This is a genomic window from Nitratireductor lacus (assembly GCF_056431025.1).
The window spans coordinates 1-13,277 of record NZ_JBWKMB010000031.1 but is presented as its reverse complement, the minus strand read 5'-3'; the positions used below and the strand labels follow the sequence as shown (position 1 = coordinate 13,277).

At 59.7% G+C, this 13,277-nt stretch carries 15 protein-coding genes; 5 read left to right on the top strand and 10 right to left on the bottom strand.

Annotation, left to right across the window (positions count from 1 at the left end):
* Positions 1-100 precede the first annotated feature (100 nt).
* Positions 101-1,063 carry a LysR family transcriptional regulator gene (locus AC07E3_RS19800; protein WP_478364301.1) on the bottom strand — a complete coding sequence of 321 codons (963 nt, stop codon included), beginning with the start codon at positions 1,061-1,063 and terminating at the stop codon, positions 101-103.
* A gap of 165 nt (positions 1,064-1,228) precedes the next feature.
* Entirely contained in the window at positions 1,229-2,680 is a 1,452-nt protein-coding gene (locus AC07E3_RS19795) for an MFS transporter (RefSeq protein WP_478364299.1), read from the bottom strand.
* Between the two features lie 547 nt (positions 2,681-3,227).
* On the opposite strand from AC07E3_RS19795, the gene AC07E3_RS19790 reads away from it, so the two are divergent.
* Both AC07E3_RS19790 and AC07E3_RS19785 read left to right on the top strand, forming a co-directional pair.
* Positions 3,228-3,836: a superoxide dismutase gene (locus AC07E3_RS19790; RefSeq protein WP_478364297.1), complete on the top strand. Its 609-nt coding sequence runs from the start codon at positions 3,228-3,230 to the stop codon at positions 3,834-3,836.
* A gap of 59 nt (positions 3,837-3,895) precedes the next feature.
* Positions 3,896-4,939, top strand: a complete 1,044-nt coding sequence (locus AC07E3_RS19785) for a LysR substrate-binding domain-containing protein (RefSeq protein WP_478364295.1) — start codon at positions 3,896-3,898, stop codon at positions 4,937-4,939.
* 51 nt (positions 4,940-4,990) lie between these two features.
* Here AC07E3_RS19785 and AC07E3_RS19780 read toward each other — a convergent pair whose 3' ends face one another.
* From AC07E3_RS19780 to AC07E3_RS19765, 4 genes are all read right to left on the bottom strand, one after another.
* Positions 4,991-5,356, bottom strand: a complete 366-nt coding sequence (locus AC07E3_RS19780) for a DoxX family protein (RefSeq protein WP_478364293.1) — start codon at positions 5,354-5,356, stop codon at positions 4,991-4,993.
* A gap of 5 nt (positions 5,357-5,361) precedes the next feature.
* Positions 5,362-5,715 carry a VOC family protein gene (locus tag AC07E3_RS19775; protein ID WP_478364291.1) on the bottom strand — a complete coding sequence of 118 codons (354 nt, stop codon included), beginning with the start codon at positions 5,713-5,715 and terminating at the stop codon, positions 5,362-5,364.
* A gap of 75 nt (positions 5,716-5,790) precedes the next feature.
* Complete coding sequence (locus AC07E3_RS19770; RefSeq protein WP_478364289.1) at positions 5,791-6,570, bottom strand: DUF6597 domain-containing transcriptional factor; 780 nt, start codon at positions 6,568-6,570, stop codon at positions 5,791-5,793.
* A gap of 208 nt (positions 6,571-6,778) precedes the next feature.
* On the bottom strand, positions 6,779-7,138 hold the full coding sequence (locus AC07E3_RS19765; protein ID WP_478364287.1) for a tetratricopeptide repeat protein: 360 nt from the start codon (positions 7,136-7,138) through the stop codon (positions 6,779-6,781).
* Between the two features lie 105 nt (positions 7,139-7,243).
* On the opposite strand from AC07E3_RS19765, the gene AC07E3_RS19760 reads away from it, so the two are divergent.
* A complete protein-coding gene (locus AC07E3_RS19760; protein ID WP_478364285.1) occupies positions 7,244-7,906 on the top strand; it encodes a helix-turn-helix transcriptional regulator in 663 nt (220 codons plus the stop codon).
* Positions 7,907-8,140: 234 nt separating this feature from the next.
* On the opposite strand, the gene AC07E3_RS19755 is transcribed toward AC07E3_RS19760, so the two are convergent.
* Both AC07E3_RS19755 and AC07E3_RS19750 read right to left on the bottom strand, forming a co-directional pair.
* Entirely contained in the window at positions 8,141-8,629 is a 489-nt protein-coding gene (locus tag AC07E3_RS19755; RefSeq protein ID WP_478364283.1) for an SRPBCC family protein, read from the bottom strand.
* Positions 8,626-8,961, bottom strand: coding sequence for an ArsR/SmtB family transcription factor (locus AC07E3_RS19750; protein ID WP_478364281.1), 336 nt, complete (start codon positions 8,959-8,961; stop codon positions 8,626-8,628). Before AC07E3_RS19750 ends, AC07E3_RS19755 begins: the two co-directional genes overlap by 4 nt.
* Positions 8,962-9,093: 132 nt before the next feature.
* Here AC07E3_RS19750 and AC07E3_RS19745 point away from each other — a divergent pair, with 132 nt between their 5' ends.
* Positions 9,094-9,735: a dihydrofolate reductase family protein gene (locus AC07E3_RS19745; protein ID WP_478364279.1), complete on the top strand. Its 642-nt coding sequence runs from the start codon at positions 9,094-9,096 to the stop codon at positions 9,733-9,735.
* Between the two features lie 172 nt (positions 9,736-9,907).
* On the opposite strand, the gene AC07E3_RS19740 is transcribed toward AC07E3_RS19745, so the two are convergent.
* Together AC07E3_RS19740 and AC07E3_RS19735 are read right to left on the bottom strand one after the other, a co-directional pair.
* On the bottom strand, positions 9,908-10,546 hold the full coding sequence (locus AC07E3_RS19740) for an NADPH-dependent FMN reductase (RefSeq protein WP_478364277.1): 639 nt from the start codon (positions 10,544-10,546) through the stop codon (positions 9,908-9,910).
* Between the two features lie 59 nt (positions 10,547-10,605).
* The gene (locus AC07E3_RS19735; RefSeq protein WP_478364275.1) at positions 10,606-11,772 is read right to left on the bottom strand and encodes an MFS transporter; all 1,167 of its coding nucleotides are present in this window, start codon (positions 11,770-11,772) and stop codon (positions 10,606-10,608) included.
* A gap of 185 nt (positions 11,773-11,957) precedes the next feature.
* Here AC07E3_RS19735 and AC07E3_RS19730 point away from each other — a divergent pair, with 185 nt between their 5' ends.
* Positions 11,958-12,863: a LysR substrate-binding domain-containing protein gene (locus tag AC07E3_RS19730; RefSeq protein WP_478364273.1), complete on the top strand. Its 906-nt coding sequence runs from the start codon at positions 11,958-11,960 to the stop codon at positions 12,861-12,863.
* Positions 12,864-13,277: the final 414 nt, after the last annotated feature.

Below are 13,277 nucleotides of genomic sequence, written 5' to 3'. Positions count from 1 at the left end.
CGATAGGCAACAGAAAACACGCCACGGGAGGGCTGCCGGATGCTATCGGCGGCAAATGGGATGGGTTGCCTATTGATGCAGAACCAAGCAAGCAAGAGAATTATGTCGATTGGGGAATCCGCAGTATATCGGCAGCGAGCATGAAGAGTTTCCTAAGAGCCGGCTTGCTGTTCTTGGGCGACCAAACTGCCGAAAACGGTGCGGATTCAGGTTCGTCACTGATCGGCACGAAAGCGACATTCCGCGCTATGATTGTTGCATTCTCCTCGACAAATACCGAAATCCCATAGCCAGCTGCGATCATTGACAAAAGAGTATCACGACCGACGTCAAAGTGGATGATATTAGGAACTGGCCGGCGGCCGGCCGAACGGTCCAGAATCAGGTCATGAACTTGGGGACCTGCGCCGCCACGACGAACAAGAAAATTCTCATCCGCAAGTTGGGACCATTCGACATGTTGCATTTTCGATAGCGGATGCGTCTCCGGAAGAGCCACCATCAACCGGTCTCGCCAGAGTAATCGGGAATGTAGATCCGATACCTCGTTGGCATATGGCATAAAGGCAACATCGAGATGTCCGTCTCGCACTTGGACCTGAGCTTCTCTCGCGGACGTCTCTGCTATATCCAATGTCACATCTGCATGCGACCTACGAAAGCGTTCCAAAAGCACATCGAGCGTCCCGCCCGAGACAAGAGCGTAAACGCCGACGCGCAGTGTGCCTCGTTCACCACGCGCGTGCATTCCAGCAGTTTTGATAGCGCGGTCTAGTATCCCCAAAGCGGCCTCAATCTCGCTGACAAACTGGCGGCCAGCCTCTGTCAGCCGCACACCCCGCGTGTTGCGCTCGAACAGAAGAACACCGAGTTCTTCCTCCAGTGCTTTCACGCGTGCGCTTACGCTCGATTGGCTGCTGCCGAGTGCAGCAGCAGCACAACGAAAACTCAGATGTTCCGCGACTGCGCGCGTCTGAACGAGAGCAGCCATCGGAATGCGCCCGCTGAATACCGAGCGCTCAACAATTTCGCGGTTGCTCCTGCTGTAGGGTCTTCTGCGCATAGCTTAATCCCTGACACGATATCGGTGAAGAAATTTCACGGTCGCTGCCGATCGATACCTCTGTAGTGGTATGGAGAGGCCGGTGACCTCCTACGCGGATTGGGGGACAAATTGAATCTCCGCGACACTACTAGGTGGCATGTCGCGGAGCTTATATGCATTCGTTCAGTAGCCAGCGACGCCGGCATCTTCCACGCCGGTACTCCTGCTGGCGGCACGCATCCCGTTTGTAATCGAGATGGCAACGGGAAACGCCAAGAGCGGTGCAATGGCGAAGAGCAGGAAGAGCCAATGGGCGGCGGTGGCCGCCCCCTCGACACCGCCCGGGTTGGTCAGCCCGGCCAGGTTGGCGATCATTCCCGCCACGGCGGCGCCAAGCGCGGTGGCGAAGAGCTGGATCGTGGTGATGGCCGATGCTGCCAGATTTTGTTCGTCCTCGGGCGCGACGTGCAGGACGCGTGTCAGAAGATGCGGCCATGCGAGGCCAACGCCGAAGCCTATCAGCAGCAAGGCAACGACAAGCGCTGCCAGCAGCTTGACATCAACGTCGCTTTGAATCGGCGTGAGCCAGGCCATGCCGAGAAAGCCAACAATCATGATCGGACCCGCCAACATAATTGCCTTGCGCGCTCCGCTGCCCTCAAGGCCTGCCCCGCCAATCTGCGCAACGGTCCAGCTGGCAGCCATCACGGCGGCCAGATAACCGGCGGCAAGCGGTGAAAGCCCATGCAGGATCTGGAGGAAATAGGGGACGAAGATCTCACTGCCCGGAACGGAGAAGACGAGGAGCGCAAGGGCGGCGTATGCGGCTCCGACCGGCGAAAACACATTGAGGGCACGATGTGGAAACAGGCGCGTCGACGCCCGCCCCTCGATCACGCAAAGGAGCATAACCAGCAACAGCGCTACAGCGATGCCGATGATGTTGTGATTGATGGCCTTGGAGACGCTGCCGATCGATATGGCCAGCACCGCTCCGGCTAGCAGGACAAGTTGCGCGAAAGCTATCGGCGCCCGTCTATCCTCGTCGGTCGTCCGTTTTGGCAGAACTGCGAAGGCAAGCAACAGGAGCAGGACTGCAATGCCCGCCACGGTCCAGAATGCTGCTCGCCAGGCATCCATCTCGGCAAAGATGCCACCCACCGCCGGTCCGAACAGGGTTGAAATGCCCCACATGCCGGAGACCAGCGCCATGGCGCGGGGCCACAGGGCTTCGCTGTAGATCAGCCGAATGATGACGTAGGACAGTGCGAAGACCAGGCCACCGCCAAAGCCCTGCAGTGTGCGCCCCACAAGCATGACCTGCATGGAGGGAGCGACGCCGCAGACCAGAGAGCCGGCGGTGAAAAGCAGCAGGGCGAGGCCGAACGCTCCGCGGGGCCCGAAGGTCTGCAACGGCCGGGCCGATAGAGCCGAACCGACAATGGACGCGACCACGAACAAGGTTGTATTCCAGGCATAATAGTCGAGGCCGCCAATGTCGCGCACCACAGATGGGAGGATTGTCGTCGCGACATAGACATTGACGGCGTGCAGTCCGACGCCGCCTGACAGCGTAATCGCCTGCAAGGCGGAGCGGCCGCGGAACAATTCGCCCCAGGATCCTTTGGTTGTCATTCAGCTCTCCGTCGTTGTTCTCGTTCGGGTGGAGCGTTCTCGACGGATAACGATCCTGCCCGTGGTTCGTGGTCAGGAGATCGGCCCGTCCCACCACAGGGCCTACGCCGAAATCATGAGTAGGGCTGTTATACTTTTCCAATTAATTACTATGCAAATTATAACTCCTCACGATCCCATTAGATGAATTCATGCGGTATTGGCCGAAAGCCGGTTCTGGTCGCCCTGCCGTCAGGCTGGCACGAGAGTTGGAGAGCGCCGCCCGGCGAAAATCGTATGATCGATCGCAGATTGCTTCTATTCGCGCAGGGAAATCGAACCGTAAGTTCGGTATTCGGCGAACCGGATCGAGGCCCAGTCAGCCAGTGGTAGCGCCCGAAGTAGCGCAAGGCAGAGATTTATTCTCCAAGTTATTACTTGACAAAATAGGGTGCGCGTTCCCAAATCAATCGCCTGACAACAGCATCCATCGATAAAGGTGGGTTCGTACCCTTGGAACATTGGGCAACGAGGTCACTCACCTTCAGATATCCGAAAGGAGCCGATCGTGGCATTCGAACTTCCCGCCCTTCCCTATTCCACCAGCACTCTCGCCGCCGCAGGGATGAGCCAGGAGACGCTGGAGCTTCATCATGGCAAACACCATCAGGCCTATGTAACGGCACTGAACGGCTTCGTGGAAAAGAACGACGCGCTGAAGGATAAATCTCTCGAAGACATCATCCTGCTGGCCGCCGGTCAGGCCGACCTCGCGCCGGTGTTCAACAATGCCGGTCAGCACTGGAACCATATCCTGTTCTGGCAGGCGCTTTCGCCCAAGGGCGGCGGGATGCCGGGGTCGCTCGAAAAGAAGATCGGCGAGGATTTCGGCAGCGTGGAAGCGTTCAAGGACGCGTTCAAAACGGCGGCGACCACGCAATTCGGCTCGGGATGGGCGTGGCTCGTGCTTGGCGATGACGGGAAGCTGAAGGTCACCAAGAGCGCCAATGCGGGCAATCCGCTGGCCGCCGGCCAAGGCAAGGCACTGCTCGGCCTCGACGTGTGGGAACACAGCTACTACGTGGATTTCCGCAATCGTCGCCCCGACTATGTGGCGAACTTCCTCGAAAGGCTTGCGAATTATGAGTTCGCGGAGGCTGAGCTCGCACGCGTCTGAAACTGGGGCCGACTTCCGGCAAGCCGTGAAGTCGGCTCAAACAATGGGGAGATGATCCCATGTGGAACGCCTCCGCAAATTCCTATCGTTCGGTCCCGCCCTTGACGACTTTGCGGACATTCGAGGCGGTCGCGCGCAAGGGCAGCTTTACGCTTGCTGCGGGAGATCTGTCGCTCACACAGAGCGCGGTCAGCCATCAGATCAAGGCGCTCGAAGAGTTTCTCGGTGTCCCGCTGTTCTGGCGCCACAATCCCGGGATCGAGTTGACCGCGGACGGCAAGATCCTGCTGGAGGCCGTGCGAGCCGGGCTCGACATGATTCTAGGGGCGACGGACCGCATCCGTTGCAAGAGTCAGTCCGGCATCCTCACCATTGCCGTTCCAACCGCCTTTGCGACCTGGTGGCTGGTGCCGCGCCTCGGTCGGCTGGCAACGCTTCATCCCAACATCGAGATCCGGTTGTCGATGCTCGACTTTCGCGCGCCGGATTTCGCGCGCGACGGCTTCGATGCGGCGATCGTCGCGCATCCCGCCAATCGGCCGACCGCGGAAAACGAATTGTTGCTGTTTCGCGAGGAGAGCTATCCGGTCTGCAGCCCGGCACTGCTGGACCGCAGCGGAGGAAGCGCGCAGAGATTCGATCTCACGGCCCACACGCTGATCGAGGAAGAGCCGGCTCCGGACCAGGCGATGGATTGGGGATTCTGGCTAAAGCGCTTGAATGTGGACACGGGCACAGCACAACAACCGCGGCTGCGCTTCAGCCACTATGGCGTGGCGCTTTCCGCGGCGATCGACGGGCTGGGGATCGCGCTTGGCCGCTCACCGATGATCAACGCCGAACTCGCGGCAGGACGACTTGTCAGACCCTATGGCGAGAACGTCGTGGCGCTTGCATCGCATGTCTATGCGCTCACCTGGCCGGAAGGACAAACGAAGGACCAGCGTCTGGCCGCGTTTCGTGATTTTATCCTCGATGAAGCCTGCGGTTGCGAACTCGCCGCAGGACCATGTGGCGCGCCTCCGCTTGCCGATGAGGCGGCGGTGGACTGGTCCGGCGATCGCGCTGCCCGCCGCCATGCGGCCGCAACTGCAATGCGATGAGAAGCGTGTGGCGAACGAGGCGGATCGCCATCCGCCTCTTCGTTTCAATATTCAACGCGCTCCGGCCGCAACAGCGAGCAATCCTCCGACAACGGCAAAGTTGACGATGAAAGCGGACCGCAGTCCCTGTCTCTGCGGACCGGAATGACGCCAGAAGGTGAGAACCAGCATATTGGCGGCAATCGTGAACGCGATCAGAGCCGCCGCCGCATATGGCACGGCAAAACCGGCGGCGAGGCAGACGCCGGCGATGATTTCCACAATGGAGCCTGCTGCCAGCAGGAGACGCGGCGCGGGAAAGTCCTGTTCGGCGAGCTGGGCCGCAATCGTTTCGAACCGGAGAAAGTGTTCAATTCCGACCCATGCAAAAACACCGCCAAGCAAGAACAGCCCGGCATCGTACAAATATGCGGCCATCGCGACTAATTCTCGGACCAAACGGCGAGCTCGTAACCGTCGGGATCCTGAAAATGAAACCGTAGGCCACCGGGAAAGGCAAATGCCGGCTTGACGATCCTGGCGCCCGCCGCTTCGACACGTTTCTGCGTTTCGGCAAGGTCGTCGGCATAAAGAATGACGAGTGGACCGCCGGACCCGACCGGCCCGCTCGTGGTCAGACCACCCGTCAACCGCCCGTCGGTGAATTCGCAATAGGTCGGTCCGTAATCGGTGAATGTCCAGCCGAACGCTTTTCCATAAAACTCCCGCGAGCGCTCGATGTCGCTCACGTTGAACTCGATATTGTCGATCTGTCGATCATTGCCTTTCGTACCCATGAGGCCTCCTTGAAAGTCTGTAGGCAGGCCGACGGTAGGGCGAAAGACACGGTCCGTATTGAACAAAACGGCCATTCAGGAGGCGATCTGCCGAACCAGATCTCCGGCGGTCATTGAACAGAGTGCGCGGACTTCGCGATTGAGATGGGCCTGATCCGAGTATCCCGCCGCGCACGCCAATTCCGCCAGGCCTCGGCCGCCGGGAAGCCGGGCCAGCGCCATAAATTGCTGGAAGCGAAGTATCCGGTGAAGGGTCTTCGGGCCGTATCCGAAAAGCTCTCGACTTCTGCGCCGCAGCGTTCGCCCACTGACAGCCAACCCAGCGGCCAATATGTCTACCTGCCCACCGGTATCGTTTCCCACGCCGCGCTCAAGCGCCCCGAATATCGCCGCCCCCTCCCCCGAAACAGGCTCTATCGACGGCGCCATCTTCGCAAGCAATGCATTCAACAGGCCGAATTGATCTTCCAGACCGCTCGCTTCCTGCATTCTTTCGGCGATCTCGCGGGCCCTTTGTCCCCAAATGTCCTGCATGTCGACCTGCATGCCGACGATCTCCGTCATCGGCATGTCAAGCCAACGGCGCGCAGCCCCTGGTTTGAAGCGCATTCCGAGAACGAATCCGCCCGATCGCAAATTGGAACTGGCGGCGGTGGCATCGGGCCCCGCGACAACGAAACGATCGTCGCACCAAAGCAGGTCGACACAACCGTCCGGAGCGACCTGGACCGTTTTCGGGACCTCCCGCGGATATCGCTTGAACCACGCGCGATGAAAATGCCCGCGAAGTGCATTGACGGGGACCCGTTCTTCGTAGGTTCCGACGCAGTTCGCAACAAGGGCTTCGTTCTTCATGACTCAACTCTCAAGAGATGACGACAGTCCGTCTCAATGGTCAGCAACATCCTTCCGCGGGTTGTTGCAGACAGTGTCTGGTATCCACGCTCATGGACCACATATCGGCACCACGCCGAGTGCCGGCAGGATACTGTTCTATCAAATATTTTGTTCAGCCGGCCGTCATTCATGCCTGGCCCGGCCATCGACGAGAGGTGCACGAGACCTAATGGTCGGCACTGCCGCCGGCATTCGGAGCATGTTGCTGCAATCTCGCCCCCAGGCGTTTCAGAAACACGCGCATTTGCCGAGAGACCTGGATGTCGCCATTTCGGTCGGCCACGGTCACTCCGATCCGGCATGCGTCCAGCGCATCGTGATGGTTCCCAGCCTCGGCGTAGGTTTTGACCAACATGACCCAGGCGGCCGAGTAGTCGGGATCCAGTTTCACCGCCTCTCGCAAATGATGCAGCGCCGAGAGATGGTCGCGATCCTTGCGAAACGCACAGCCCAAGGTGAAACGCAAAAGAGCGCTGCCTTGTCCGGAGGCAATGCGGGCTTCGAGCCTCGAGCGAAAGTTTGTCATGCCTTGTGGGACCGCTGCACCATCCTGCCGGGAACCCGCTCCCTTGATCGAACCCCAAACACTCTATAAAACAAGCCCTTGCTTTGAATAAAGAACAGCGCGAATATGTCAAGCACAAGCTTGGAAAAAGAAACCCCATCCAACCGCTCCCCTTCACAGCGGCTCCTGCTCCTTTTGAAGACCCGCGGGCCGCAGACGGCGTCCGATCTCGGGCAGGTGCTCGGCACGACCGGTGAGAACGCGCGGCAGCAACTTACGAAGCTTGCAGCGGAAGACCTGGTTGAAACCGAGGCTGTCTCGCGCGGGGTCGGCCGGCCGGCCCAGTTCTGGCGCCTGACGTCGCATGGGCACGCCCAGTTTCCCGACACCCATGCCGAAATCACCGTCAGCCTGCTGCGCAACATTCGCGAGCTTCTCGGCAACGACACGCTCGAACAGTTGATCGCCGCGCGCGAAGACGAAATGCGGCGCATCTACCGTGCCGAGATCGGCAAGGCGAAATCCCTGGAACAACGGCTCGCGGCATTGGCCACACTGCGCACGCGCGAAGGCTATATGGCGGAGTATTGCAAAGCCGACGACGGAGACGGCTGGCTGCTGGTCGAGAACCATTGCCCGATCTGTGCCGCAGCCACCGCCTGTCAGGGCTTCTGCAGATCCGAGCTGGCGATATTCAGGGAAATGCTGGGCCCCGCCTGCGATATCGAACGGACCGAGCATATCATTCAAGGCGCGCGCCGCTGCGCCTATCGAATTCGCCCTGTCTGATCGGCCACTGGCGTCACTTCGCCGCTCTTTTGGGAGGGCGGCACTTCTGCCGATGGTTGGCGATCGTCAGGGCGGTTTTCCCGATTTGAGTCACAAATCGCCCTTTGTGTGCGGCTGCGCCCCGGCTCGTCTTTTCCACTGCCAGAGGGCAAACACAATATTTGCGCAAACCGCGGGGATACGCCACTTCGGCCGTCGCCGGTCGGCAGGTCCCGGCACCGAGCGGGCGACCGCTCAACTGTCCAGCCACGCGGCGAGGCCGTCCAGCGTCTGCAACCCGTATTCAACCGCGCCGAAGCTGATGACCGCCTGACGCCGCGCGCGACTGGGGTGGAGCTGACGCATCGTCAACACCGTCTTTCCGTCGGCCTGTTCGTCGAATGTCACCACCATATGGAAACGATCGGGATCGTCGGGGTCTGGCGTACCATAGTCGATTACAATCCGCTCGTTCGGTGCAATTTCCACAAAGCGCATCAGATTCTCGAAGCGCTGCTCCTGCCCCTCGAAGATTCCCACCATGTCGAACCTCCAGACCCCGCCTTCGCGGATGTCGGCTTCGCGGGTCTCGATGCTTAATCCTGCCGGCCCGTACCACTCAGCCAGCGCCTTGGGATCCGTCCAGGCGGCAAACACCGTTTCGCGGGGGTGATTCAATACCTTCACCAAAACGATTTCGCGTTCGGGCGACCAGGTCTCAAACCATTTTGCTGTATCCGTCATTCTTTATGGCCCCCACTGTCCAGATAGACTTCCAACCGATCCAGCCGCTCGGTCCATCGCCGACGCTCCGTCTCCATCCAGTCCGCCGCCTCTTCGAAGCGTGTCGGCACCAGTCGGCACCAGCGACTGCGGCCGCGCTTCTCGCTTTCGATCAATCCGCAATCCTCCAGCACTCTCAAATGCTGTGAAAATGACGGGAGCGCCATATCGAAAGGCTCGGCCAAGGCACTCACGGGCAATTCGCCCTCCACGAGCCGGGTAATCACGGCTCTGCGGGTCGGGTCGCTGAGAGCGTGAAAAGCCAGGTCGAGCGGCGCTGAATGGTAAGGCATGTGAGTTGGTAATTCGGCCCGCGACCCTCGTCAAGGACAAAAAGGTACTTGCCTTTGTATCGGCTTGCAAATACATAGGCACTTACCTTAGTTTAATATCCTGAGGTTCAACCACGATAAAGGAGGACTTCGGTGGCAGTTCGTGTGGATCTTCTCATTTCGCTCGATGGTTTCGCGACGGCGACGGACCAGACGCCCGATAACCCGTTCAGCGAGGACTGGTCGCGTCTCGTTGATGCATATGTGGCCACGAAGACTTTTCACGAGCAGGTTTTCAAGGACACCAGCGGCAAGGGCACGACTGGCATCGACGACAAGTATGCGAAGGAATATTTCGAGGGTATCGGTGCGGAAATCATGGGGGCTGGCAAATTCGGCTTCCACGACCACCCCGATGACCCGAACTGGCGTGGTTGGTGGGGTGAAGAACCCCCATTTCATTGCCCGGTTTTCGTCCTCACCCATAATCCGCGGCCTTCCATGGAAATGGCAGGTGGCACGATATTTCATTTCATCAACACCTCGATTGACGACGCGCTCCAGAAGGCTACGGACGTTGCCGGGCAGGAAGATGTGCGGATTGGAGGCGGTCCGACCGTCGTTCGTGAATATCTTAAAGCCGGTCTGGTTGACCGTCTTCATGTGGCGATTGCGCCGATCCTGCTTGGGCGGGGGATCAGGCTGTGGGATGACCTGCGCGGCCTTGAAAAGAACTACGCCGTGAAGTCGGAAACGGCAGAAAGCGGCACCATCCACCTGACCTTCCAACGTTAACCGGGGACGCAGGTAATTCCGGACTGTCCGCAGGCGCTCGATATGCCGGCATCTCAAGCTGCCGGTCCGTGTCGATCGTCTGCTTCCGCCAACTCCAGCCATGCCGCCAAACGGCGTATGACGGTCCGGGTTAGATCCGGGGTTTCTCAATCGCTTGGCGGACGCCGAAGGATCAACCTGGCTGATGCGTGATGGGGTTGAGAGCTCTTGATCCAGAGCAATCAGCGGCAAGTCTTGAGGGGTTCCGCGCTCCAGCGAGAGCTTGTCCCCACCATACAAGATCCTCGATCATCGAGACGGCGCTTGCATTGAGGAAGTCGAAATCTCCGACCTGCTTCTCGCCATTGGCGATAGCGAGATATTGGTCCATCGCGATATGGACCGCATTGCGCAAGGGGACAAGTTGCAGTTCGACGGAGATGAGCCGCAGTTGCTCGATGGCACGTGCGGCACCCACCCCACCGTATCCGACAAAAGCAGCCGGCTTCTTGTTGAACTCGCGATAGGCGTAGTCCAGGGCATTCTTGAGCACTCCGGGGATGCTGCGATTGTACTCGGCGGTGACGAAGACGAACCCATCCATCTCGGCAATCTTGGCTGCCCAGCGGCAAGCCACATCGCTGCCGGGGCGCGCATAGGCCGGCGATGTTGTCTCTTCGAAGAACGGCATGGGATAGTCCCGCAGGTCGATGACTTCAGTATGGATGTCGTCATGCTTCGACAGGTGCTCGTTGATCCAGCCGGCAGGCATGTCGACGAAGCGCCCTTCCCTCGTCGTCCCGAGGATGATGCCGATATGCAATTTCGTCACGATGACGTTCCTTCTTCTTGAATGGACGCACTGCCCGCTGACGGAGAGCCTGGCAGCGTTCAATTGGGCTTCCGGCCCAGCAAGGCGATCACCACACCGCCCACCAGGCAGAAGCCCGCGGCAATCTGAAACGTGGTCGCGATACCGGAGGCGTCGATCAGACGGCCGCCGGCCCAGGCACCGAATGCGACTGCGATCTGCAGTATGGTCACGAGGAGAGCCGAGCCGCCCTCGAAACGATCGGGGGCCGCCTCATAAAGCCAGACCTGCACGCAGATCGGCATCAGCCCAAAGGCGAAGCCCCACAGGAGCACGATCGCGAAGGAAACGGCCCCCGCCGATTGGACGAGCGCAGCGAACGCGATGGTGAGGCAGAGGGAGACGGCCGTAGCGATGAACGTGCCGCGGCTATTCCAGCCGACGAAGCGTTCACCGGCAAAGTTGCCGATCAACCCGGCGACGCCGTAGCCAAGAAGGACCACACTCAGGGCAGCGCCGGCACAGCCCATCGGCCCGGTGATCAGGACTTCGAGATAGGTATAGGCCATGAACTGGCCCGAGGCGATCAGCCCGACGGCAATCAGGCCCGCTCGCGCTCGTGGAATGGTCATGAGGCCGAGCAACGTACCCAGGGTGATCGCTCTGCCTGCCGTCACCGAAGGTATCGAAAGAATCTGAAAGATGCATGCCGCGGCAGCCAGGGCGGCAACACTGCCGAATGCGGCGCGCCAGTTGAGCACGTCGGCGATCAGCGTGCCCGCGGGTACGCCAAGGATCGTGCCGGCCGAGATTCCACCCATGATGATGGCGGTGGCGCGGGCTCCCGCATTTGCCTGGACGAGTTGTCGTCCAACCGGTGTGGAGAAGGTCCAGAAGCCTCCGATACAGACCCCAAGGACCAGCCGCGCGATCAACAGCATCGCAAAGCTGGATGCCACGGCCGAAGCCATGCTCGAGGCAAAAAGGAACAAAGACAGCACAATGAGGAGCAGACGGCGGTCGAGCCTGCCTGCCGCGAGCGTCGCCAAGGGCGCCACCACCGCCGCAACCAGACCTGGCAACGAGATCAGCAACCCTGCGGTGCCATTGGAGACAGCAAAGTCACGGGCAATCTGGCTAAGCAGGCCAATCGGCATGAGCTCGGTGGTAACCATCACAAATGTGCCCATCGCGATGGAAGCCACGGCTGGCCATGCATTGATGCTCGTCTTGATGGCAATGCTCATTCTTCGCCCTTCCGTACCGTCTCATCCAATCAAACATGGCCGCGAAAGGGAGTGACGGGGACTGCCTGACGCGGCCTGTTCGACGTTGGCTTCGTTTGAGCGATTGCATATCAGCAGAAACAATTACATTGTAGATCGGCATAAATAGACAAACTATCTACCTGTATGGACAATGAGTGAGATTCATGAAGCTCAACGACCTCTTCTTTTTCGTCAACGTGGTGGACAGGCAGGGTTTCGGAGCGGCTGCCAAGGCGCTGAACGTTCCAAAATCGAGTATCTCCAAGCGCATTGCAGAACTGGAAAAGGATCTTGGCGTGCGGCTTATCCAGCGCACGACGCGGCGTTTCGCGGTAACGGACGCCGGAAAGGATTTCTATCGTCACGCGGCAGCGGCGCTGGTCGAAGCCGAGGCCGCTGAAGATGCCGTCAAGCGCCGCCTTTCTGAGCCCCGCGGCCTGGTGAGGATCACGGCCGCTACGGCGACCGTACAGATGGCGCTCGCCGATCTGCTGCCTGAACTGACGAGGCAGTATCCCAAGCTTCAGATCGGACTGGTTGTAACTAGCCGTTACACCGACCTGGTGCAGGAAGGCATTGACATCGCGATCCGTGCTCATCGACATCCGTTGCCGGACTCCGACTATGTGCAACGGCGGCTTGGCTATTCTCCGAACTATCTTGTTGCGGCACCTGAGTATCTGGCTGCCAACGGCGGTCTCTCCCGCCCGGACGAGTTGGCGGAACACTGTGGAATTGTCCCTGAGAGATCACCGGACTCTCTCATATGGTCGCTGAGAAGCGCGAGCGGTGGAGTTGTCACGGTACAGCCGCGTCCGAAGCTGTTCACTGATGACCCCTACCTGATCGTCAACGCGGCACTTGCGGGAATAGCTATCGCCAACCTGCCGCACGGTCTTGCGTGGCCGCACATTGAAAGCGGTCGTCTCGTACGTGTGCTCCCCGAATGGGATGCAGGCGGCGCAACAACGACACTGCTGATGCCGCATCGTCGGGGACAGTTGCCCTCTGTCCGCGCGGTTGTCGAATCCCTAGCCGTCGGTATGGCGCAGAAGATGGCTTTGCAATGAAGTCTGCAGTGGAGGCCTTACGGCATATCGCGCCGCTTCCTGCGACCGATCGTGACAGTGACGATGAGTTGCATGACGGGCGTTGTTGATTAGTCGGCCGCGAGAGCCTTCTCCGCTTCCGCCTAGTCACGTATTTCTTTCCTTGGACTGCCTTCCTTACAGGCGCGCGGCGACGTTGATGCGAGTATTGACCCCGATCAGACCAGCGCGGTGCTTGTGTCCATTCTCTACGCCGCCCCCATGCTCCCGCTGATTGCGACCGATGTTGACTTTGATGAGAGCCGCAATCTCCTTGCTGCGATGATCCGGCGGTTCTTAGAGGCTGTTTCGAAAGGAGTTGAGGGGCCGAGGTTCACGTGATTCCAAGGAATTGCGACCTTCCTGGAGATTCTCATGTGGACCCCGACCACCCGT